This window comes from Maribacter huludaoensis, assembly GCF_029350945.1.
Taxonomy (GTDB): domain Bacteria; phylum Bacteroidota; class Bacteroidia; order Flavobacteriales; family Flavobacteriaceae; genus Maribacter; species Maribacter huludaoensis.
Window position 1 is genome coordinate 743,298 of record NZ_JARKMS010000002.1, and the last position, 23,561, is coordinate 766,858.

Sequence of the window (23,561 nt, forward strand, 5' to 3'; positions counted from 1 at the left end):
TTTATTTTTTTTATCGAATTTAACTAACAGTATAGTACAGGATGCGTTGTTTTTATTCATGCTCTATTTTCGTTGACAACCATAATTTAAAAAAACAGATTAATGCAGGTCAAAACATATAAACACGTAGATTATCTTTGGGACGAATCAAAAGCGTCAGAGCTAGGGGACAACCAGGTAGAGTTGTTTCTTTACAGGTCAAATATTTTAGGAGCAGACCTTCGTATAACAAACTTCGGTGGTGGTAATACTAGCTGTAAAACTATTGAAAAAGATCCTCTTACAAATGAAGAGGTTGAAGTAATGTGGATCAAAGGTTCTGGTGGTGATATTGGGACTCTTACAAAAGCTGGTATAGCGGGCCTGTATACAGAGCGACTTAGAAATTTGAAGAATGTTTATGGTGGTCTAGAAGATGAAGACCGTATGGTAGGGCTGTTTAATCATTGTATTTATGATTTGGACAGCAAAGCTCCTTCAATTGACACCCCTTTACACGGTTTACTTCCTTTTAAACATATAGATCATTTACATCCTGATGCATTAATAGCGGTAGCCGCGGCAAAAGACAGCGAGAAGGTTACCAAAGAAATTTGGGGAGATACCATGGGGTGGGTGCCATGGCAAAGACCAGGTTTCGATTTAGGTCTGCAACTTGAAAAGTGTTTAAATGACAACCCTGGTATTAGAGGTATTGTATTAGGTAGCCATGGTCTTTTTACTTGGGGAGATACATCATACGAGTGTTACCTTAATAGTTTAGAGGTTATTGAAATGGCCTCTGAATACATTGAGAAAAAAATTAAAGAGAACGGTAGTGTATTTGGTGGGCAAAAAGTAGAAAGTCTTCCTGAAGAAGAGCGCAAGGAAAAAGCAGCTAAACTTATGCCGTTACTTAGAGGACTTTGTTCTTCAGAAAATCAAATGATCGGTCATTTTACCGATACGGATGTAGTATTGGAGTATATTAATAGTAATGATTTGGAAAGATTGGCACCTATGGGGACTTCTTGTCCGGATCATTTTTTAAGAACCAAGATTCAACCATTGGTTCTTACCTTAAGTACAGATGAGGATTTTTCCAATAGTGAAAAGGTATTGGAAAAACTTACTCCTGCATTTGAAAATTATAGAAAAGAATACGCTGAATATTACGAAAATTGTAAAAGGGATAATAGCCCTGGAATGAGGGATCCTAACCCGGTAATTATTATTTATCCTGGGGTAGGTATGTTCAGTTTTGCAAAGAATAAGCAGACTACAAGGGTGGCAAGCGAGTTTTATATCAATGCCATAAACGTAATGCGTGGTGCCGAGGCCATAACCGAGTATACATCTTTGCCAAGACAAGAGGCATTTGATATTGAATATTGGTTGTTGGAAGAAGCTAAATTACAGCGTATGCCAAAAGAAAAACCATTGTCTAGAAAAGTAGCTCTGGTTACCGGCGCCGGTGGCGGTATTGGTAAAGCTATAGCGGATAAACTTGCTGAAGAGGGTGCCAATGTAGTGCTTACCGATATTGTTGAAGATCGGTTGGTTGAAGGTGTGGCAACCTACAAAAGAGATGTAGCCAGCTATGCTGTTTGTGATGTTACCAATACGGAGTCTATAGCCAATGCCTTTAAAAAAGCATGTTTAGAATTCGGCGGTGTAGATATCATAGTTCACAGTGCTGGTTTGGCCATTTCCAAACCCTTGGAGGAAACTACCGACAAAGATTGGAATTTGTTACAGAACGTGCTAGTTAAAGGTCAGTTTGACCTGGCTAAGCAAGGTGTTGCCGTAATGAGAGATCAGGGCTTAGGAGGTAATTTTATTAGTATAGCCAGTAAAAACGGATTAGTTTCTGGACCTAACAATGTTGGGTATGGTACCTCTAAAGCAGCGCAACAACATATGAGCCGTTTATTGGCAGCGGAACTAGGCAAAGATAAAATTAGGGTTAACGTTGTAAATCCTGATGGGGTAATAGTTGGTAGTAAGATTTGGGAAGGTGACTGGGCCGAAGGTCGTGCCAAAGCGTATGGAATAACTGTAGATGAGTTGCCTGCACATTACGCTAAAAGAAATTTATTGAACGAGATCATTTATCCAGAAGACATTGCTAACGGTGTTTTTGCCTGTGTAGGAATTTTAGACAAATCAACAGGTAATATTATTAATGTCGATGGCGGTATGGCCAATGCATTTGTAAGGTAGTTGTTTGTAGTTTTTTTAAAAGCTTTTATAGATGAAAATCTATAGAAGCTTATTTTTAATGGGAAATTAATATTTATGAGAGTAGACGAAAATCAATTAGACGAAATAAATAAAAAACATCTGTCCTTACATGATGAGAAATATAATTTTTTGGGCAACATATTGTCAAAACAAGGAAAAGATGTTGATGGCATCCTTAAAATGCTTGGAGATTTTCAGGTAGCCATTCCTAGTTGGGCATTAGGAGCTGGTGGAACCAGATTTGGACGCTTTGGCTTTCAGGGAGAACCTAGTACGTTGGAGCAAAAAATAGATGATGTGGGTATCATTCATAAATTAACCCAAACGGCCGGGGCGATCTCTTTACATATTCCTTGGGATGTACCAAGTGATTATAAAGCTATCAAAGAAGTAGCTGCCTCTCATAATATTGTTTTTGATGCTGTTAATAGTAATACTTTTCAAGATCAAAAAAATGCTAAAGAGAGCTATAAGTTTGGGTCATTGTCCAATATTAACAAAGCTTCTCGCGATCAAGCAATTGCACATAATATAGATGTTATTAATATAGGTAATAAATTAGGCTCTAAAAGTTTAACAATTTGGTTGGCAGATGGATCTAATTTTCCTGGTCAAAGCAATTTTCAGCATGTACTTCAAAATACAGAGGATAGTGTTAAGGAAATATATAAAGCACTGCCGGAAGACTGGAAAATGTTTATAGAATACAAACCCTATGAACCAAATTTTTACAGTACTGTAATTCAAGATTGGGGAACGTCATTTATGCTGGCGAATGCTTGTGGCGAAAAAGCATATAGCTTGGTGGATTTGGGACATCATTTACCCAATACGAATATCGAGCAGATCGTATCAACATTGATGATGAAAGGTAAATTAGGTGGTTTTCACTTTAATGATAGTAAATATGGAGATGATGATGTTACAGTTGGTAGTATTAAACCTTATTCTTTGTTCTTGATCTTTAACTCTTTGGTTTACGGAATGGAAAACAATCCTCAAAATCCATATCCGGCTTGGATGATAGATGCTAGTCATAATATCAAAGATCCTTTAGAAGATTTGATACAATCTTTAGAGGCAATTCAAGAAGCTTATGCCAAGGCATTGTTAATTGATCAAAACGAACTTGCTGCAGCACAAAAGAATAATGATGTTGTAAAATGTCAAGAAATTCTTCAGAATGCTTATCGTACAGATGTGAGACCTTTAATAGAAAAAGCAAGAGTTGGTAGAGGAGGAGCAATCAACCCTATAGAAACTTATAGAGCATTAAAAGTAAGAGAAGGTTTAATAAAAGAAAGAGGAGTGAACTCGGTAGCATCGGGATTATAAATGAAGAGTATGAAAACCAACGTAACCGCAGTATTTGATATAGGAAAGACCAATAAAAAGTTTTTTCTATTTGACGAAGATTATCAGGAAATCTATCGAGAATATACTCGATTTGAGCCTATTGAAGATGAAGACGGTCATCCGACGGAAGATTTACATTCGTTACAGATATGGTTAAAAGAGGTTTTTGATAGAATTCTTAATGCTAAGGAACATAATATAACGGCCATAAATTTTTCTACTTACGGTGCCAGTTTTGTACACCTAGATGAAAACGGAAAAGTACTTACCCCTTTGTATAATTATACAAAACCAATGGATGAAAAGGTTTTGAATGATTTTTATGAAAAGTATGGTCCTAAAAATGAATTTGTAAAAGCTACAGGTTCTTCTGATTCGGGTATGTTGAATTCAGGCATGCAGTTGTTTTGGATAAAACACACGAAACCGGAAATCTATGAGAAAATTGCATTTTCATTACATCTACCCCAATACTTAAGTTATGTTTTTACGGGTATTCCGTTAAGTGAATACACCAGTATTGGTTGTCATACAGGCTTGTGGAACTATGCAGATAAAGATTACCATTCTTGGGTTTATAAAGAAGGTATAGATCGTATACTGCCCCCAATTGTTTCTACTGAGACAAGTATTAATATGAATTATAATGGTAAACGCATTAAAATAGGCGTAGGTATTCATGATAGTTCTGCGGCATTGCTACCCTATGTAAGAAGTATTAAGCAAAAATTTATCTTGGTTTCTACCGGAACATGGAGTATTGCCTTAAACCCTTTTTCTCAAAAGCACTTAACAGAAAAAGATATAGAAAAGAATTGTATTAATTACATGAGAATTAACGGCAAACCAGCGAAAGCAAGCCGTATATTTTTGGGTAATGAATATAGTTTGCAAGTAAAAAAATTGACCCAGTATTTTAATGTGCCCAATGATTATCATAAATCGGTCGCTTTTAGTTATGATACGTTTTTTGCAATAATGAAAGATTTTAATTATTGCTTTAAATGGGAAAGTATTGCTGATAAAAATATGCCGGCAGAAACAAAATTCAATTTTGATCAATTTGAGCATGCCTACCATCAACTAATGGTTGAGTTGGTTTTATTACAGGTAGATAGCATAAAAACTGCGGCTGGTAATGATGATATAGAGAAATTATATATAGATGGCGGTTTTAGTGATAATGATGTCTATATAAAGTTGGTATCCCATTACCTAAGAAATATGGAATTACGTACCACAGATTCATCATTAGGTTCGGCTTTGGGTGCCGCCATTGCTATATCTGACACGAAGCTTAATTCAAAATTCTTAAAAAAGAACTACGCGTTGAAAAAACACGTTCCCTTTATTATCAAATAAGTAGAATTATATGTCAAAGGAATTCAATTCAGATTATCCATCTGTAGACGATTTACGAAATAAAGCAATGAGGAGAATTCCAAAGTTCGCTTTTGAGTATTTGGATGGTGGTTGTAACGAAGATGTTAGTATATCTAGAAATACTTCAGAAATACGGGAGGTTCAACTACAGCCCCGTTATCTAAGAAATCATGGTACAAGCTCCATTAAAACTAAAGTTATGGGAATGGAGTTCGATGCCCCTTTTGGCATAGCACCGGTAGGTTTACAGGGGTTAATGTGGCCAAATACACCTGCAATTTTGGCAAAGTCCGCCTTTAAGCATAATATACCTTTTATACTTAGTACGGTAACTACTATGGATATTGAAAAGGCAAGTGAACTTACAGAAGGTAATGCTTGGTTTCAATTATATAATCCTGTAGACGATGCTATTCGCGATGATATTATTGACAGGGCCGAAGCAGCAGGTTGTCCTGTATTGGTGTTACTTTGTGATGTTCCCACCTTTGGTTACCGACCTAGGGATTTCAAAAATGGACTGGCACTACCACCTAAAATGACTGCAGCGAACATTATGCAGATTTTGGGCAACCCTACATGGGCATTGAATACACTTAAGTATGGCCAACCCTCTTTTGAAACTTTAAAACCTTATACTCCAGAAGGACTTAATTTAAAACAATTGGGTGCCTTTATGGACAAAACATTTTCCGGTAGGCTAAATGAGGAGAAAATAAAGCCGATAAGGGATAAATGGAAGGGTAAATTGGTATTGAAGGGAGTAGCTTCGGAACAAGATACACAAGATGCAATACGCATGGGGTTTGATGGCGTTATCGTTTCCAACCACGGTGGAAGACAATTAGATGCAGCTCAATCAACCATAAACTCGCTACAGGAAATTGCTGCAAAATACAGTGATCAAATTGAAGTTATGATGGATAGTGGTCTACGGTCAGGTCCTGATATTGCTAGAGCCATGGCAAGTGGTGCAAAATTTACTTTCATGGGACGTTCCTTCGTTTATGGAACTGGAGCCCTTGGGAATAAAGGAGGCGATCACACCATTAGTATGTTGAAAATACAGTTTAAGCAGGTAATGGATCAGCTTTGTTGCGATCGTGTCGAAGATTTGCCAAACCACCTAATTAAATAAAAATAACCAAAATTATGAGCCAAAACCATCACGAAGAAGATATTGTTGAAGAAATTGCTGGCGGTGAATTTGAAAGAGAACCGGTTCCCCAATCTAAATTAAAAAGCTGGAAAAGCTTTCTTGGCATGTACGCGGGCGAACATGCTGCAGGTACAGAATTTGTTATTGGTCCCCTGTTTTTAACAACGGGCGTTAGTGCTTTTGATTTGATTGTAGGGTTATTATTGGGCAATTTAATGGCAGTATTAAGCTGGCGTTTTCTAACATCGGAAATCGCGGTTAAAAGAAGACTTACCCTTTATTATCAATTGGAAAAAATTTGCGGTAAAAAACTGGTCATCGGTTATAATTTGGCCAACGGTATTTTGTTCTGTTTTTTGGCGGGTGCAATGATTACCGTTTCGGCTACTGCCGTAGGTATACCTTTTAATATGGAGATGCCAAAATTGACAGATACTTTGCCTAATGGTCCTACTTGGATAATTATAGTACTGGTTATCGGTGCCGTTATTTCATTAATAGCATCTAAGGGTTATGATACCGTTTCCAAAGCGGCTAACTGGATGTCTCCAATTATCGTTCTGGCATTTGTAGCTTGCGGTATTGTTGCATTACAACAATTGGGTGTTGGTAGTTTTGAAGATTTTTGGAATATTTGGGGTGATGGTGGTGAGCCATTTCCGGGTCAAGTTAAGTATACTTTTTGGCATGTTTTCTTTTGGTCCTGGTTTGCAAATGGGGCCATGCATATAGGTATGTCAGATCTTTCCGTTTTTCGTTTTGCAAAAAAAGCAAGTTCAGGGTGGACAACTGCCGCAGGTATGTATGTGGGGCATTATATGGCGTGGATAGCAGCGGCTTTGTTATATGCCGTTTACGTACAATCACCTGAAGCTCAAGCATTATTGAGCCAAGGTCAGGCTCCTAATGTTGCTCCGGGTCCTTTGGCTTACAACGCAATCGGGGTATTCGGTATCCTTGCTGTAGTATTGGCAGGTTGGACAACCGCTAATCCTACAATATATAGAGCTGGCCTTGCATTTCAAGCGATCATGCCTAAGACGTCTACATTCTGGGTAACCATTTTGGCAGGTTCTATTGCTACGGTTGCTGGTCTTTTTCCGGCATTTGCCATGAAATTACTGGATTTTGTAGCACTGTATGGTTTTATTTTAGCTCCTGTAGGTGCGGTAATCGTATTTGAACATTTCTTTCATAAACAAGTAGGTATCGTAAAGAATTACGCAGAAGTATCCGGAGAAAAGTTTAGCAAATCGGTACTATTGGCATGGGGTATAAGTTTTGGTCTTTTTTATTTTATATCTATTCAATTTGAAGTTTTCTTGTCCTTTGTTACTTTACCTGCATGGTTACTGTGCGGCGTATTGTTTTTAATATTCAGTAAAAAGTTTCAAAAGAAATTTTAACTATATAGCGTATACTACTTTATTAAGTACTATTGCTATCGTAAAGCCAGACCAAATCTAGTACATTTTATTAGTTTTATTATTTAAATGTATATGTCGTTATGAAGGTTATTAGGTGGGGTATTATTGGTTGTGGAGATGTTGCTGAAGTAAAAAGCGGACCAGCTTTTAATAGAATTAAAAATTCAGAATTAATTGGTGTCATGCGTCGTAACCGGGCAAAAGTGGAAGATTTTGCCAAAAGGCATAATGTACCCTACTGGACAGATAATGCCGATGATTTATTAAACCATAAGGATATTAATTCTATATATGTTGCAACTCCGCCCTCAACTCATTTACGGTACGCTTTAAAAGCTTTGTCCCTAGATAAAAATGTATATCTAGAAAAGCCAATGACTTTGACTTCTGTGGAAGCTGAGATGATCGGTGAGGCGGTAAAACAATCAAAAGGAAAACTAAGTGTAGCGCATTATAGAAGAAAATTACCGGCTTTTGTAAAGGTTAAAGAATTAATTGATGCTAACAGTATTGGTGAAATTTTAGTTGTAGATATACAAATTCTTCAGCCTAAAAAATCTAAAATAGTTTCCCAATCAGAAGAAAATTGGCGTTTGGATCCCAAGGTTTCTGGTGGCGGATTATTTTATGACTTAGCACCGCACCAAATTGATTTAATGTATCATTATTTTGGTACTTTTAAAAGCATAGCAGGGTTCTCTACTTCAGTTACAAATGAGATGATAGAAGATACGGTAAACGGCATAATAGAGTTTAATAACGGTGTTCAATTTAGAGGGGTTTGGAATTTTAACGGATCAGAAGTTAATAATAAAGAAGAATGTATAATATATGGTACAAACGGTAATATAAATTTTTCTTTCTATGGTGAATGTGTGGTTTTAAAAACTAAAAATAGAAATGATGTTTTAAAATTTAGCAACCCTAAACATATTCAAGAACCTATGATTGCATCTGTGGTATCTTATTTTAATGGGGAATCTGAAAATCCTTGTTCTGTAAAGGAGGGGATTATAGTAATGAAAGCTTTAGAGAAATTAAGTGGGCGTCAGTAAATGATTTACCGATCACTTACCGACTTTGCCCAAAATTTAGCTATTAAATATTACGTTTTTTCAATTCTTCCACAGCATGGTTTGCGGCTCTCGCTGTAAGGGCCATATATGTTAATGACGGATTTTGATTTGCAGAAGAGGTCATACAAGCACCATCTGTAACATAAACGTTAGAAACCTCGTGTAGTTGATTATGTTTGTTCAAAACCGATGTTTTAGGGTTATGTCCCATTCTAGCAGTTCCCATTTCGTGAATGCCACCGCCCATGTGAGATTTTCTTTTGTTGGCCCTTACATCTTTAAAACCAGATTTTTCCAGCATTTCTTGTGCTTGAATGATCCAGTCTTTTTTCATTAACCTTTCATTTTCCTTAAACTCGGCATCGAATACAATAGTGGGTAAACCGTATTGATCTAGTTTGTCATAGTTTAGCCACATGTGATTTTCATGGTAGGGCAGTACTTCTCCAAACCCACCTAGATTTATTCTCCATCCGCCAGGTTTTAACATCTCTGCTTTATATTCTGCTCCGTATTGGTACTCCGGTATTACCGTACTATAATCACTGCGGCCGGCACTACCTTGATATCCATAACCTCTAATGAAGTCTTTTGTACTTGATTTTGAATCTATATTTCTAAATCTGGGTATATAAAAACCATTAGGTCTTCTTCCTTTGTAATATTTGTCATCATAACCATCAATTTTTGCCGATGCACCACCGCCTAACTGATGGTCCATAATATTGTGGCCAAGTTCGCCACTTGCGTTACCCATACCGTTTGGAAAAGCGTCTGATTTAGATTGCATTAATATTGCTGTAGATGCCATTGATGAAGCACAAAGAAAAATGACTTTTGCCTTGAATTCTATAACCTCTTTGGTCATTCTATCTATTACACGAACACCGGTTGCTTTCTTTTTGTTTTTATCGTACAAAACTTCCGTTACGATAGAATTTGGTCTCAAGGTCATATTTCCAGTGGCTTCGGCCATTGGTATGGTTGAAGAATTGGAACTAAAATATGCACCATATGGGCAACCACGTTTACACCTATTTCTGTTTTGGCAGGTTCCTCTACCGGCACCGGGTTTTGAACCTTCGGTTATATGGGCCACCCTTCCAATGGTAAGCACTCTATTGTCATAATTTTTTTCAATACCATTTTTAAAATGCTCTTCAACACAATTCAATTCCATTGGTTTCAAAAAAACACTATCTGGTAAATGTGGTAGACCCAGTGATTCTCCACTTACACCAACGTGTTTTTCTACGTAGGTATACCATGGCTCAATATCTTTATAGCGAATAGGCCAATCAACACCTACGCCATCTTTGGCATTCGCTTCAAAATCTAAATCTGACCAACGATATGTTTGTTTGCCCCATATTAAAGAACGTCCACCAACTTGAGTACCTCTAATCCAATCAAAGCGTTTGGCTTCGTCATAATCATACACTGAGTCATCATTAAAAAAATGCCTCGTGAACTCGTCTATTTTCCAACGTGACTGTTTTGGGTATTTTGCTTTTATTTCAGAAGAAAGTGTGCCTGCATTTGGTACATCCCAAGGGTCTAAGTGCATATGCGGGTAGTCAATTACATGATTGACCATTCTACCACGTTCAAGCACAAGTGTCTTTAGACCTTTTTCACATAATTCTTTTGCTGCCCAACCGCCACTAATACCAGTACCTACAACTATGGCATCATAGGTTTCGTCCATTATATTTTTTGACATTATAAATTTTTAGGGTTTATTCTAAAATTACAGTTTTGTAGTAAAGGTAGTGTCCTGTACTATACGGCAAACCTTAAAAGTATAGGTAAATTGGCTTTAGAATTATTGTTGTACGGTTACTTTTAATGGGTTTTTTAGTCTTTCCGCAAACATGTTCAAATATCCGTTCCATTCTTTCTGCGACTTAAATTGATTACTTTTTTTCCAGCCAAAACCTGCATAGTATAAAGCCATATTTTCAGTTACCTTAATATTTGCAAATAGATTACTTTCATCTTTTTTATCGGTAATATAATGGTCATAACCGGTCATTTTATAATCAGGTACTACAATTGCCGTACCTAACTCAGAATTATCATGTGGTTCCCAATAGCTTACCCAACCATTTTGGTCGTTTACCGCAATTTCTCCATCCTTGTCATGAAGCGTAAGTCCTGCGGATATAGTATCTGTACCCTTTATCGTAATCTCAAATTTTGACAGATTACTGCCATAATCCAGTGAGATTTTCTTTTCCTCGGAAATCATATTTCCATTTGCGTCCCAGTTTTCATAAGTTAATACAAAACTTGTTCTTATGGGTCCTGTAGTAATGGTTTTCCACGTGGTGAAGTTTTTAGAGTAATAATAAGTAGAATCTACTTTTTTTGCTATACCGCCAACACCTCGGCTAACACCAACATGAAAATTATCTAGACCCTCACCATCATCTTTATGGTAACTACCTTCGGTATTTAGTTCTTTATGGTACCATTTATTGATGATTGGGTAATCTACCCTTTTTAACCAAGCGTCTATACCGCTAGATAGTGTGCCGCCTTTAACGCCATCTTCTTTCATTTTTTGAGCAACTGGACCATATGTCCTAAAGGCTACCCTATTGTTCTCCCAAGCATAATCATCGGTACGTTCAGGTGCAAATCTTGAATAACAAGCAGATATAGTATCTGGCACTTTAATTTTTTCTTTAACAATAACTTCAAAAGTCTTTTTGCTAAGAGGGGGCATTTTGGGCTGAAACAGAAGAATATCCATCCTATAATCACCATCGTTATCTACAACTTGCGATATTAATTCCTTCTTCGAATCTAGATCTCTGATTACTATTGTCTGATCTAAATTTTCAATTTTAAAATTATCCAAATCAACAGAAACAGTTTCAAAAGAACGATTTGTTCCCGAGGTATTTTCAATAACTATTTGTGGGTTGGACAAACCTTCTTCTTTACAGGAAAAAAGACAAATTAGTAAAGAGGAACTTAGTAATAGGATAGATTTTCTCATAAAACTCTATATTTAATTTTCATTACTTGGTTTACCAATAGTGGCTAAAATTCCGCCATCAACATAAACTACATGACCATTAACGAAATCACTCGCTTTTGATGCCAGGAATATAGCCGTTCCAGCCAAATCATCAGGGTCTCCCCATTTTGCGGCAGGTGTTCTATTAATTATAAACTCGTTAAAAGGGTGCCCATCTACCCGTATGGGCGCAGTTTGTGAAGTGGCAAAATATCCGGGACCAATACCATTGGTTTGGATGTTGTGCTTGGCCCATTCCGTAGCCATATTTTGGGTAAGCATTTTTAGGCCTCCTTTTGCGGCTGCATAAGCTCCAACAGTATTACGACCAAGCTCGCTCATCATAGAACAGATGTTTATTATTTTACCTTGTTTTCTCAGTATCATACTTTTTACAACATGTTTAGATACTATGAAAGGACTTACCAAATCAATATCAATTACTTGTTTAAAATCTGCTACCTCCATTTCTTCTAAAGGAGTACGTTTTATTATACCGGCATTGTTTACTAAAATGTCAATAGGTCCTAACTGACTTTGAATATCACTTATTGCGTTAATGACTTGAGATTCATCTGCTACATTGAATTTGTAGCCAACCGCATGAATACCTTCACTTTTATAAAGGGCAACGGCATCATCAATTTTTTGTTGAGATGAATTTCCGTTGACTACAATGATTGCGCCGGCTTTACCTAAACCTTTGGCCATGGCCATTCCTAGTCCGTGGGTGCTACCGGTTACCAAGGCAATTTTTCCTTTTAAATTAAACAGTTCTATACTCATATTTCTATTTTCTATCTTAACTCAGTTATTTTAGCAACGTCCATATCGTTATAATCTAAATTTTCTCCTGCCATACCCCAGATAAAAGTATAGTTGGATGTGCCTGAACCGCAGTGAATTGACCAAGGTGGTGAAATGACTGCTTCGTGGTTTTGCATCCAGATATGGCGAGTCTCTTGTGGTTGCCCCATAAAATGACAAACAGATTGTCCTTCTGGTACATCTAAGTAGAAATAAACTTCCATTCTTCTATCATGAACATGAGCGGGCATGGTATTCCATACACTACCGGTCTTTAACTCTGTCATTCCCATTTGTAGTTGACAAGTGGTTACTACGCCGCCAATAATCATTTGGCTAACCGTTCTGTGGTTAGCGGTTTCTAAAGAACCAAGTTCAAGTTTATTTGCATCGGCAAGACTAACTTTTTTGGTTGGGTATGTAGTATGTGCAGGTGCTGAGTTCAGATAGAATTTAGCTACATTTTTTTTGTCATCGCTCTTAAATGTAACTTCTTTGGCCCCCATACCAATGTAAAGTGCGTCTTTATGACCCAAACTGTAAACTGTACCATCTACCTCTACTTTACCCGAACTACCTACATTTATGATACCTAGCTCTCTGCGGTCTAAAAAGTATTTTGATTTTAGCGGATCAATGGCCTCAAGCTTTAGCGGTTCAACAGGTACTGCAGATCCTGCAATATACCTATCGTAGTGGGTATAGGTAAGATTGATTTTGCCTTCTTGCATTAAATTGTTGATTAAAAACTCTTCGCGTAATTCAGTAGTGTCATATTGTTTTACAGCTTCAGGACTAGAAGCATATCTAGTTTCGTATGATATTGACATTTTTATTGTTTTAATATTAGTTAAGTATTGATTTTCTTATTCCTAATTCAAGACCGCGTAGTTCCGCTAATCCTCTTAATCTACCGATGCCAGAGTAGCCTGGGTTGGTTTTTTTAGTTAGGTCATCTAACATTTTATGACCGTGATCTGGTCTCATGGGCATTCTTATATCTTTTCTTCCCACTTTTTTTCTTTTTTCCTGTTCAATAATCAGCGCTTTCATTACAGCATACATATCTACATCACCTTCCAAATGATTGGCTTCGTGAAAATTACCGTTGCTATCGCGTTTGGTACTTCTTAAATGTATAAAGTGTATTCTATCGGCAAGGCGCCTGACCATTTCGGGCAAATCGTTGTTTTCCAGAACCCCAAAAGAACCCGTGCAAAATGTGAGCCCGCAGTTGGGGCTGTCTATGGCCCTGTATAGTTCAAGTATGTCTTGTTGAGTACTTACTACTCTAGGCAATCCAAGTATAGGATATGGGGGGTCATCTGGATGAATGCACATTAAAATCTTGGCCTTCTCTGCAGTAGGCATGATGTGTCCTAAAAAATCATACAAGTGCTTTTTTAGGTCTAAAGGCGTAATATCTTTATAATTAGCTAAAATACTATTGAACTCTGCTAAAGTGTAACCTTCTTCGGCACCAGGTAGACCCGCAATAATATTTTTGGTCAGTTTTTCTTTTTCACTTTTGGTTAAAGAATCAAAATAGGTTTTAGCTGAAGATATTTCTTCTTCTGTATAACTTTTTTCTGCGTTTGGTCTTTTTAACAAAAAAAGTTCAAACGCAGCAAAGGCCTTTGCTTCAAAACGTAGTGCAGTAGATCCATCTTCCATTTGATACTCTAAATCTGTACGTGTCCAATCTAACACGGGCATAAAATTATAACAGACAATATCTATATTGCATGAACCTAAATTGGCTAAAGTTTGTTTGTAGTTTTCTACATAGTGCATATAGCCATCTGCCTGGGTTTTTATAGATTCATGTATAGGTACACTTTCTACAACAGACCACGTAAGACCTGCTTCTTCTATACAATCTTTTCTTTTCTGTATTTCTGATATAGGCCATATCTCGCCATTGGGTATATGGTGCAATGCAGAAACTATACCTGTGGCCCCGGCCTGTTTAATATCAGAAAGAGATACTGGATCTTCTGGTCCGTACCATCTCCAAGTTTGTTCTAACATATTTTATAATTGTTTTATACTCCACTAAATGCGCTAAATCCTCCGTCAATTGGTACCACAATGCCGGTAACAAAGGCAGCATAATCTCCGCACAACCATAATGTAGTACCCACTAAATCTTCTGGTTCTCCAAAACGCCCCATAGGAGTTTGTTCTATTATTGTATTGCCCCTGGCAGTCAAAGAGCCGTCTTCTTGCGTTAATAATGTTCTGTTTTGGTCGGTTAGAAAAAAACCGGGCGCCAAAGCGTTTACTCGAATACCAACTTTAGAAAAATGAACGGCCAGCCATTGTGTAAAATTAGAAACAGCTGCTTTTGCGCCACTATAAGCTGGTATTTTCGTTAATGGCGTAAAAGCGTTCATGGACGATATGTTCAAAATGCTACAGCCTTTACGACCGATCATGTCTTGTGCAAATACCTGTGTAGGTAAGAGTGTACCAATAAAATTAAGATTAAAAGTAAATTCAATACCCGTAGTTTCTAGATTAAAAAAGGTCTTAAAACCTTCTGTAGTATTCATCAAATCTTCTTCTTCTAAATATGGCTTACTGGTAGTTCCCAATGGATGGTTACCTCCAGCTCCATTGATCAAAATATCACAAGGGCCTAAATTGTCATCGACTTCTTTTTTTGCTTTCTCCAATGAACTTTTGTCAAGAACATTGGCTACAACCCCAATAGCTTCGCCGCCAGTTGTATTAATTTCATCTGCTACTCTTTGCGCTGCGTCTTTGCTAAGATCTAATACGGCAATTTTATAACTTTCTTTAGAAAGTGCTTTTGCCAAAGTGCTACAAAGTACACCACCAGCACCAGTTAATACTACTACTTTTTTTATCATTATGCTTTATTGTTTTGTTTTGTCAGCGTTGTTGTAAGTATAGTTTGACACTATTCTCAAATTTTAAAATTTTAATTTAAACGAACTAAGGACTTACTTGAACAATAGTACATTTTAAGGGGTCAATTCGTTCATTTTAAATATTACAAGTCTACTTTTTACTTTTCTTTTATGCATCCTGTAGTATCTTGTTTAATACAGATGATTTGAATGATTTTACCTTTGAAAACTATATCCTAAAGATTTTATTTGTGAAGAAATTTGAGTAAAATTATTGATGAAATTTTTGACGAAAAGGTCAGGGGTTAATAAGGTTATTAATTTCGTGTGCTAATTTTTTAAATATAACTAGTGTGTTTAAGGTTATCTAAAATTGCTTATTTACTACCCCTATTTCTAAAGAAGTTTACACTTTTAATAGTATGACAAATAGATTATACAAGTTGTGTTTTTTGCTATTGCCTTGCTTATGCTTTGCTCAAATTGAAAAAAACACTTATCAGTTTAAACACTTAAGTACTTCTGATGATTAAGATTTTAAAATCTACCATCGTTAGTCGTGTTCAACTCTTTATCTTACTCCATATAAAATACCTCGTCCAAAGGTTTTGAAATAGGGGAGTTGTCATCATTGGTTTCCATAATGTCAGCCATAAATGCCCACCATTTCTTTACAATCTGGTTCTGGCTTAAATCTTGTGAACCACCATTGCCTGACACTTTTTGAAATGCAAAAAGTGTGTTTGTTTCTTCATCTAAAAAGATGGAGTATTCACTTACGCCAGCCTTCTTTAGCAGTTCTTTTAGTTCTGGCCATATTTCATTGTGCCTTTTTGTATATTCTTCTTTAGCACCGGCTTTTAGTTTCATTTTAAATGACAATCGTTTCATCATAATAGTTGTTTTGGTTCATAGTAATGTATTACCGGTTATATGGGTATAGTAAAATATCTAAATGGTCTACTTTCTTTGTATTATGACCTAGTTTACAATACTCTTTTATGCTTAACATGCTACCTGTGTTTCTAAACATTCTTCTTAGTTTTTCCACTGCGTTTTCCATACTGCCCAGTTGCTTAAAGGACCATTGATCTGGAGTTTTTAAAAAGGGTAAGAGGTAGTCGTAAGCTTTTTGTAAATCGCCTGTATTTGACCGGTAATTCCATATATCTATTTGAACACCATCTTTCCTGCCAAAAAATGCAAGTTTTGATAATCCTGTTAAATTTAAAATACTGTACGTTAATGATTTTGTTCGTTGAAGTTCATGGGGTTGTTTACCATCTGCTTCAATTTGGGGTTCAACTAGTTTTTCAACTACTGATGACAGAATATTTCTTGCTTCTTCTATTCTATTTAGGAATAGGAGTAAAGCTACCACTTGCACTTCATAAAGCGTGGCATGATTATTTTTTCTCGATTTTTCCAATTGCCCCAGTTCACTTGTTTGTAACCAATTTAGATAGCTTTTTAACCAGGCTTTAAGTTCATTTCCTAAATTTGGTTCTAATGAATTGTTTAATTCTAAAATTTCAATGGCGGTAATGATATGTGTAATTCCTGAAAACTCTATTATGCCAAAACATCTTCCGGTACTGGAGCCTGGTACTCCTTGGGCATAATTTAGGTTAGGATTCATTCTAGTCTCCTTGTCTACGAACCATACTTTAAGTAGCTCTTTGGTTTTTTTAGCATATGTATTATCTCCAGAAAAAAAGTACGCCAAAGAAAGAATTTTGACGTTATTTATCATTTTATCCTTTACGGGCTCATCTACGTTTTGACCCCTTGTTAGGGGATTAATTTTACCATCTTTTCTGACCCAAGGTAAACCATCATCTTTACTAGGGTCTGGCCACCAATAGGGCGCTAGACTTAAATAATCATGCTTATTATTGCTAACGGCAACCTGCTTTTTGGTCATTACCGAAAAACTACCTTCTTTTAGCGCTTTATCTGCCGCTTTGATGAGCGATTTATAGGCAGGTAGAAAATCATCATCTCTTTTTCTAATTGCCAGTTTTACTTGAGAGAGCAGTTTGTAGTTGTAAACCGTAAGCTCATTACCAACTATATTCCAACCAGGCTTAGTCGAATAAATAGTAGGTACATCCGTTTGAAATGTACCTACATTTTTTTCTTTTTTTTGACCACAAGCATTATTTATGATGAACACTACTAAAAGTAAAGTAGCTTTTAAAGTGTTTTTGTTCATCTGAAAATAACTTATTTAAGTTTTAGGATTTCACTACCTGCTAATAAAAATGCCCCGGTACCATAATTTTGCCAGCTATCTGCAGTTGCTGGTTGAGGATCTGCACCTATATCTTGTACCCAGCCTACCATACCATTTTCGTGTTGGCAAGCAGCCAATGCTTGCCATGCTTTTGTTACTACAGGCGTATATTCTGCTTTATTCAAAAGTCCGTTGTTTATACCCCAGGCTAGCGCAAAAGTGTAAAAACCGCTTGCACTAACTTCACCATGCTTAAAAGATTCTGGTGAAAGTAAACTTGTACGCCATAGCCCATCTTCTTGTTGTAGTCCTTTAATTCTAGCAGACATTTTTTTATATAGGTTTACATAAAAATCACGATGTTCATAATCTTCAGGCATATCAGATAGTATTAAAGCAAGTCCGCCAAGTACCCAGCCATTACCTCTGGCCCAGAAAATTTTCTTTCCGTTAGGTTCTTTTAAATCTTTTTTATTCACACCCCATTGATAGCGTGTATCCCTTGCAAATAATTGTTCTTTGTGATCAAAGAGTTTATCATAGGTTTCTTTATAATACTTGTGCATGGCATCTAAATATTTTTGCTCACCTGTTTGTTTTGCATATAGCGTAATTACGGGAGGTGCCATAAATAAAGCATCACACCACCACCATAGTATTTTTTTTTCGGCATGTTTATCTGTTCCGTCTTTCCATGCATTTGGTTCATAGAGGTGTATGTCTAAAAATTCTTTGGTGGGAGATAAGTCTACAAGATTTTTTCTAGTCGAGTTTGCATATAGGTAAGCATATGAAATAGCGACATCATCTGCATGATGGGTACGGTACAATGGTTTCCAGTCATTAGTATATCCCATAGTTTTTAACGCTGCTAAAAATATAGGGTTGTCCGTGGCTTGGTGTGCACGTGTAACACCAATGTAATAAGCACCATTGGTCCAATCGGTCGGTGCTAAAGCAAAAATAGGGTGGGCTTCTTGCCATTCCAATGCCTTGACCATAGCGTTTTCTATATCTGATTTTTCAATTTTATTTTGCGCATTGGTATTTACTATGTGCAAGAATGAAAGAAATACTATAGTAGTATTTAGTATTTTTCTAATTTGTTTACTTTTCATTATCAATTGTTTAAATAGAATTAATAGTTTTTTGAGTTGTAAATCTTTACATCTGTAGTACGTTTAAGTGTAATACCTTCTTTGGTTTTAACTTTTGGTCCATTGTTCTTAAAATCAATAAACAGCGCCGTTGGTTGTCCTGAGTTTGATTTAATAATGGTATTTCTAAATTTTAAGTATGACCCTTCACCTACATAAATTGTTTGTAAATTTTCGTTTTCATTTAAAGTAATTACTGCATAACTGCCAGTAAATACAATTTCTTTATGATGATCGGTAAAAGTGGCGTCTTTTGAATCTTGAACCAGAATTAATTGCTTTATATTTTTTTTATCAATGCAGCTTATTACCTCAAAACCTTTAAAAATTTTGTCTTGTTTAATTTCTGAAACCGATACTATACTCCCATTTTCTCCTTTAACAGGTTCAAATAGCAAAGCGAAAGGGTTTTGCCAAGCTTCATTCTTTTTACGAATAACCAATGTTGGAGTTTTTTCTGATCTGTAAGATTTGGGTCCCTCGGTGCTTGGTGGTGCCATAACAGAAGTATATTCCCTATCTTCTGCTCCAAGAATAAAAGCTTTCATTTTTATGGGTTCTGGGCTAAGTTTATTGACCGTAAAAATTGCAGTTACATTTTCTGATGTCTGTTTTGATGTTTTTACCGATTCAAAGTAATGCCACCCAGGATGCTTCGCTTTTTTGTTGTTTGTCCATGGCTTATTTTTTGAATTCGAATACCTCTTTTGGTCAGGAAATAGCGGTAGTGGCCCTTCGTTACCTATAATATTTAAAGAATCTCCAATATTGTGATATATATAGTCATGATATTGGTTTGGTAGCGCAGATTTAGACCTGAATACATCAACATAATAACCAGTGGTTGGTGAAGTTATTATAATACCCAAAGTTCTTTCTTGTGTTGCTTCGGTAAAATCTCCCTTATCATCTTTAAAACTTGTTCTAGAAAATGAATTATAAGGAGAAATAGCTTCTGTTCTTGGTTCTGGTTCCACCACAATTTTTTCCACCCTATTTATTTCTAGACCGGCCCAACCGCCTTTACCTTCAGATGATCCATTTACAATTACAGTGTTGTTAGATGCAAATAACCTATAGTAATTTTCATGAATTTCTGTACGGTATCTACTTCTGCCAGATTTGCCTCCTAAAACAAAACCTTTACCATACAATTCCATAAACATTCCTGTAGCATGCCCATGTACATAATGCCCGCCACCTACAAAAGTCATAAGGTCATCTTCGGCATTTTCATTTTTGTTTAAATTACGTTGTAGAATAATGCCTGCAAAAGGTAGTTCATCTGTAACAGGTAATGGGTAATCTTTAACACTACCTTCAATATTGGTTTCGAACCAAAGTAATTTGGTAGGTTCATTGTAAAAACTAGCTCCATAGTTACGCCCGCTTAACTGAAATCTTCTATAATTTCCGTTGGCGATATTACTATTTATAAGAGATCCAAATATGGTTGCGAACTTTTCCTGATTTTCTAATTTTGCCAGGTAATATGCCGTTTCGTAAGCGTGATAATTTGGGTTGTATTCACGATGACCGTCTCCAAATAATATAGTTTCCTTTTTGTTTGGATAAGTTAAGTAATACGGTTTGGGTAACGCTTCTAGAATTTGAGGATACTTTTGACCTAAATGTAAAGATGGATCATACTTGGTCAATAAGGTCATTAAATAGGTTAGAAAAGTATTTACCCCATTAGCATAGTTTATACTCTCTGGCCAGTCACCATTGTATTCTAGATAGTGATCAGCAATCTTTTGCAAGGCATCTTGATGTTTAGTGTTTATTGTCAAAAAATAGGGGAGCAGTCTTTTACGTTCACCTTCATCATCCAATGCCAATATATTGCCTACTAGGCTTGGTGATTCTAAAATAGGCCAATTACAGTTAATTATGCCACGCTCAAGAGCCAGTTTTACATAAGTACGAAACACTTTTTGACCATCCTCAAAATTGTAGGTAACCATAGAAGTCTTACCTAGGTCATATACTTTGCCGTTATTTTTTAAATAATGATAAACAAAATCATAAATAATAGGTAATTGAGCACCAATTTCACGGGCTTCCCTTAAATGATCCTGTGTATATAACCATCCGGCATTATGGCTTGCTTCTGGTTGGGGCAGTGCTAATAATCCATTTGAGATATTGTATAATACTGATCCGGCATATTCGGCATATTGTTCATCATCGGTTAAAAAATAGAGAACTCCGCAATCAATTGCTGTTTGCAAATAATGCATTATGGTATTTTGTTCTTCTCTTGCCCTACCATTAAAACTGGTATAAGTATGTAACGGCGGAAATTTCTTTGTTTTTATACCAGTGTAGTTCCATGGTAGCTTTTTTATATAACTCTCTTTATCGCTTTGGTATGTGATAAGATCATTTTCTACCCTTTCAGTAAAATTTTTATAATAATCGCTAATCTCAGTATTGGTCTTGATCTTGTGAAGAATGGTTGGCTTGTCAGCTTCTTTAACCCAAATAGAAGGACGTTCGGTGACCTGAGAATATAGGGGTGTATAATAACATAAAAAAACAACTAGTATCAGTTGCCCGATACGAGTTTGTTTTTCTATAAATAGGTTTATTATACTGCTTTTTTGCATTCTTATTTTTCTAATCTAAACTTTGCCATTTTTACTTCTTTAGAAGAGGTGCCGATCATAATAGTATAATCACCTGTCTCCAATATCTTATCCATAGTTAAACCGGTAAATTTCAACATTCTTGGAGTTATGGTAAAACTTACTTTCTTTGATTCACCTGGTGAGAGTTCTATTTTTTCAAAACCCTTCAATTCTTTATCCGGGCGGGTAACAGAACCAATATCATCTTTAAGATACATTTGAACCACTTCTTTAGCTTTCATTTTGCCTATGTTGGTTACGGTTGTACTAACTATAAGTTCGGTATTGGGTGTAATCGTATCGTTAGAAATTTTGAGATCGGCATACTCGAATTGGCTATAACTTAAACCATGGCCAAAAGGATATATAGGACCATCTTCAAGAAATAAATATCCTTTTTTATTATTTATTTCCTTCATGCTGTAGTGAAAGGGAATTTGTCCAATGGATCTTGGTACGGTTACCGGAGATTTACCTGATGGTGAAACTTCGCCAAATATTATTTTAGCTAAGGAGGAATCGCCCAATTCGCTTAAATCCCATCCGTCTAAAATTGCATCTGCTTTATCAGCTATAGTATTTATAGAAAGAGTTCTTCTATGTTTTAGTACCACTATTACGGGTTTGCCTAGTTCTTTTACTTTTTGAACTAGTTGATCTTGGGCCCCAACAGGATCAATGGTTGCGCGGTCTCCTAGCGCATTATTGAAAAAGGCTTCTTTTGAAGTAAATTCATCCCCTCCCAAAAACAGAATAGTTACATCTGCTTCTTTTGCCATGCCTACCATTTTATCAATGGTACTATCGCTAGTTTTTAATAGTTGAGGTACGCCCTTATTTTGGTCAGTTAGGTCAAAACCTTTATCTGCAATGAAGTTTACATTGCTACCTGCTACAGACTCAAAAGCTGCTTTTGTACTTTCGTTCAATAGAGGTCCAAGCAAGGCAATTTTTTTGGTGGTTTTTTTCAGTGGCAACGTGTTTGCTTCATTTTTTAGGAGTATTATGGATTCTAGATCTGCTTCTTGCGCCAATGCCAATGAGGCTTGTGAGCGAACTTCTTTCTTAACCTTTTTTATATCCACATAAGGATTATCAAAAATACCTAAGATCATTTTAGTTCTAAGTACCCTTTTTACAGAACGATCGATCATTTTTTCGATGCTAGGGTCTTTTTTTACCATTTCTGGTAAGTATGCATACGAGTCTTCTGCGTAAAGGTCAATGTCTATGCCAGCTGTTAATCCCAATAATGCTGCTGCTTCAGGAGATTCTGCTACTTTCATAAAATAGTATAGACGAGCTATATCATTAGAGTCTGAAACCACATAGCCATCAAAACCCCATTGGTCTCTAAGTACTCCTGTAAGTAGTTCTGGATTACCATGACTTGCAATTCCGTTTAGATCTCCATGCGATGCCATTATACCCAATGTTCTAGCTTCTTTTACCGCTGCTTCAAATGGAGGGTAGATTTCGTCTATTAATGTACGTGGAGATATTTCTATTGCCGCAAAATTAGAACCGCCAAGAACTTGGCCATATCCGGCAAAGTGTTTTGCAACGGCACCAATGTGAGTTCCGTTTCCTAAACCTTCATAATTACCTTGTACACCTTTAATAGCGTTGACGACCATTTGTGTGGTCAAATAAGTGTCCTCACCAAATGCTTCGGACATTCTGCCAAAACGAGGATCTCTAACAATATCTGCCTCTGGTGAATGGCACATGTGCATACCTCTTAGTCTTGCCTCTTTTCCAACAACGTCCCAAACGCGGCGTACCAAATCTGGGTTAAATGATGCGGCCGAAGTAATAGGTCTTCCAAATTTTGTACAGCCTTCTGCATCAACACCATTATATGATTCTGTGACAAACAATGCTGGTATGCCCCAACGATTACTTTCTATTATATACTTTTGAAGTTCATTGTTTAGTTTTGCCGCAGCCAAAGGAGATATATGTTCTCCTGGATTTTTTATTCCCGCAATACCAAGCTTTAATTTTTCTATTACCCGTTCAGATAGCTCCATATTTCCTTTCTCATCTGATTTAACACCGATATTGGCATGAAAAATTCTCATTTGGGCTACTTTTTCTTCCAATGACATTCTTGGTAAAAGATCATTTACCCTTTCTTCAATAGAAAGAGATACATCTTTGTATGGCATTTTGTTTTTTTGTGCCGATATACCGATCG

17 protein-coding genes are annotated in these 23,561 nt (G+C 36.4%); 6 read left to right on the plus strand and 11 right to left on the minus strand.

All coding sequences use genetic code 11. The annotated features are described in order from the left end of the window. The first annotated feature begins 102 nt into the window (after positions 1 to 102). The 6 genes from PXC01_RS08355 (at position 103) to PXC01_RS08380 (ending at position 8,603) form a co-directional block, all read left to right on the plus strand. The gene (locus tag PXC01_RS08355) at positions 103 to 2,202 is read left to right on the plus strand and encodes a bifunctional aldolase/short-chain dehydrogenase (protein WP_276471827.1); all 2,100 of its coding nucleotides are present in this window, start codon (positions 103 to 105) and stop codon (positions 2,200 to 2,202) included. A gap of 75 nt (positions 2,203 to 2,277) precedes the next feature. Next, entirely contained in the window at positions 2,278 to 3,558 is a 1,281-nt protein-coding gene (locus PXC01_RS08360; RefSeq protein WP_276471828.1) for a sugar isomerase, read from the plus strand. Positions 3,559 to 3,567: 9 nt separating this feature from the next. After that, positions 3,568 to 4,941: an FGGY-family carbohydrate kinase gene (locus tag PXC01_RS08365; protein WP_276471829.1), complete on the plus strand. Its 1,374-nt coding sequence runs from the start codon at positions 3,568 to 3,570 to the stop codon at positions 4,939 to 4,941. Positions 4,942 to 4,951: 10 nt separating this feature from the next. Beyond that, the gene (locus PXC01_RS08370; RefSeq protein WP_276471830.1) at positions 4,952 to 6,100 is read left to right on the plus strand and encodes an alpha-hydroxy acid oxidase; all 1,149 of its coding nucleotides are present in this window, start codon (positions 4,952 to 4,954) and stop codon (positions 6,098 to 6,100) included. 14 nt (positions 6,101 to 6,114) lie between these two features. Continuing rightward, on the plus strand, positions 6,115 to 7,527 hold the full coding sequence (locus PXC01_RS08375; protein WP_276471831.1) for a purine-cytosine permease family protein: 1,413 nt from the start codon (positions 6,115 to 6,117) through the stop codon (positions 7,525 to 7,527). Positions 7,528 to 7,628: 101 nt separating this feature from the next. Further along, positions 7,629 to 8,603 (plus strand): Gfo/Idh/MocA family protein, encoded by a 975-nt coding sequence (locus PXC01_RS08380; protein ID WP_276471832.1) that lies wholly within the window; start codon positions 7,629 to 7,631, stop codon positions 8,601 to 8,603. Positions 8,604 to 8,646: 43 nt separating this feature from the next. On the opposite strand, the gene PXC01_RS08385 is transcribed toward PXC01_RS08380, so the two are convergent. The 11 genes from PXC01_RS08385 to PXC01_RS08435 form a co-directional block, all read right to left on the minus strand. Further along, the gene (locus PXC01_RS08385) at positions 8,647 to 10,347 is read right to left on the minus strand and encodes a GMC oxidoreductase (protein ID WP_276471833.1); all 1,701 of its coding nucleotides are present in this window, start codon (positions 10,345 to 10,347) and stop codon (positions 8,647 to 8,649) included. 102 nt (positions 10,348 to 10,449) lie between these two features. Beyond that, entirely contained in the window at positions 10,450 to 11,631 is a 1,182-nt protein-coding gene (locus tag PXC01_RS08390) for a DUF4861 family protein (protein WP_276471834.1), read from the minus strand. A gap of 12 nt (positions 11,632 to 11,643) precedes the next feature. Continuing rightward, complete coding sequence (locus tag PXC01_RS08395; RefSeq protein ID WP_276471835.1) at positions 11,644 to 12,438, minus strand: gluconate 5-dehydrogenase; 795 nt, start codon at positions 12,436 to 12,438, stop codon at positions 11,644 to 11,646. Positions 12,439 to 12,449: 11 nt separating this feature from the next. After that, complete coding sequence (gene kduI / locus PXC01_RS08400) at positions 12,450 to 13,289, minus strand: 5-dehydro-4-deoxy-D-glucuronate isomerase (RefSeq protein ID WP_276471836.1); 840 nt, start codon at positions 13,287 to 13,289, stop codon at positions 12,450 to 12,452. A 16-nt stretch (positions 13,290 to 13,305) separates the two neighbouring features. Then, positions 13,306 to 14,490 carry a mannonate dehydratase gene (uxuA, locus tag PXC01_RS08405; RefSeq protein WP_276471837.1) on the minus strand — a complete coding sequence of 395 codons (1,185 nt, stop codon included), beginning with the start codon at positions 14,488 to 14,490 and terminating at the stop codon, positions 13,306 to 13,308. Between the two features lie 14 nt (positions 14,491 to 14,504). After that, on the minus strand, positions 14,505 to 15,335 hold the full coding sequence (locus PXC01_RS08410) for an SDR family oxidoreductase (protein WP_276471838.1): 831 nt from the start codon (positions 15,333 to 15,335) through the stop codon (positions 14,505 to 14,507). A 576-nt stretch (positions 15,336 to 15,911) separates the two neighbouring features. Further along, positions 15,912 to 16,229, minus strand: coding sequence for an L-rhamnose mutarotase (gene rhaM / locus PXC01_RS08415; RefSeq protein ID WP_338089459.1), 318 nt, complete (start codon positions 16,227 to 16,229; stop codon positions 15,912 to 15,914). 28 nt (positions 16,230 to 16,257) lie between these two features. Further along, positions 16,258 to 17,550, minus strand: coding sequence for an alginate lyase family protein (locus PXC01_RS08420; protein ID WP_276471839.1), 1,293 nt, complete (start codon positions 17,548 to 17,550; stop codon positions 16,258 to 16,260). Positions 17,551 to 17,561: 11 nt separating this feature from the next. Further along, the gene (locus tag PXC01_RS08425; protein ID WP_276471840.1) at positions 17,562 to 18,689 is read right to left on the minus strand and encodes a glycoside hydrolase family 88/105 protein; all 1,128 of its coding nucleotides are present in this window, start codon (positions 18,687 to 18,689) and stop codon (positions 17,562 to 17,564) included. 20 nt (positions 18,690 to 18,709) lie between these two features. Beyond that, complete coding sequence (locus PXC01_RS08430) at positions 18,710 to 21,340, minus strand: endo-acting ulvan lysase-like protein (protein WP_276471841.1); 2,631 nt, start codon at positions 21,338 to 21,340, stop codon at positions 18,710 to 18,712. Between the two features lie 2 nt (positions 21,341 to 21,342). Continuing rightward, positions 21,343 to 23,532 (minus strand): glycoside hydrolase family 3 N-terminal domain-containing protein, encoded by a 2,190-nt coding sequence (locus PXC01_RS08435; RefSeq protein ID WP_276471842.1) that lies wholly within the window; start codon positions 23,530 to 23,532, stop codon positions 21,343 to 21,345. Positions 23,533 to 23,561 lie beyond the last annotated feature (29 nt).

Bases quoted from the DNA above. Each gene is read 5' to 3' on its own strand.
- PXC01_RS08380 (WP_276471832.1), top strand. From the start codon at position 7,629: ATGAAGGTTATTAGGTGGGGTATTATTGGTTGTGGAGATGTTGCTGAA.
- PXC01_RS08370 (WP_276471830.1), top strand. From the start codon at position 4,952: ATGTCAAAGGAATTCAATTCAGATTATCCATCTGTAGACGATTTACGA.
- rhaM (WP_338089459.1), bottom strand. From the start codon at position 16,229: ATGATGAAACGATTGTCATTTAAAATGAAACTAAAAGCCGGTGCTAAA.
- PXC01_RS08425 (WP_276471840.1), bottom strand. From the start codon at position 18,689: ATGAAAAGTAAACAAATTAGAAAAATACTAAATACTACTATAGTATTT.
- uxuA (WP_276471837.1), bottom strand. From the start codon at position 14,490: ATGTTAGAACAAACTTGGAGATGGTACGGACCAGAAGATCCAGTATCT.
- PXC01_RS08430 (WP_276471841.1), bottom strand. From the start codon at position 21,340: ATGCAAAAAAGCAGTATAATAAACCTATTTATAGAAAAACAAACTCGT.
- PXC01_RS08435 (WP_276471842.1), bottom strand. From the start codon at position 23,532: ATGCCATACAAAGATGTATCTCTTTCTATTGAAGAAAGGGTAAATGAT.
- PXC01_RS08385 (WP_276471833.1), bottom strand. From the start codon at position 10,347: ATGTCAAAAAATATAATGGACGAAACCTATGATGCCATAGTTGTAGGT.
- PXC01_RS08410 (WP_276471838.1), bottom strand. From the start codon at position 15,335: ATGATAAAAAAAGTAGTAGTATTAACTGGTGCTGGTGGTGTACTTTGT.
- PXC01_RS08395 (WP_276471835.1), bottom strand. From the start codon at position 12,438: ATGAGTATAGAACTGTTTAATTTAAAAGGAAAAATTGCCTTGGTAACC.
- PXC01_RS08365 (WP_276471829.1), top strand. From the start codon at position 3,568: ATGAAAACCAACGTAACCGCAGTATTTGATATAGGAAAGACCAATAAA.
- PXC01_RS08420 (WP_276471839.1), bottom strand. From the start codon at position 17,550: ATGAACAAAAACACTTTAAAAGCTACTTTACTTTTAGTAGTGTTCATC.
- kduI (WP_276471836.1), bottom strand. From the start codon at position 13,289: ATGTCAATATCATACGAAACTAGATATGCTTCTAGTCCTGAAGCTGTA.
- PXC01_RS08390 (WP_276471834.1), bottom strand. From the start codon at position 11,631: ATGAGAAAATCTATCCTATTACTAAGTTCCTCTTTACTAATTTGTCTT.
- PXC01_RS08375 (WP_276471831.1), top strand. From the start codon at position 6,115: ATGAGCCAAAACCATCACGAAGAAGATATTGTTGAAGAAATTGCTGGC.
- PXC01_RS08355 (WP_276471827.1), top strand. From the start codon at position 103: ATGCAGGTCAAAACATATAAACACGTAGATTATCTTTGGGACGAATCA.
- PXC01_RS08360 (WP_276471828.1), top strand. From the start codon at position 2,278: ATGAGAGTAGACGAAAATCAATTAGACGAAATAAATAAAAAACATCTG.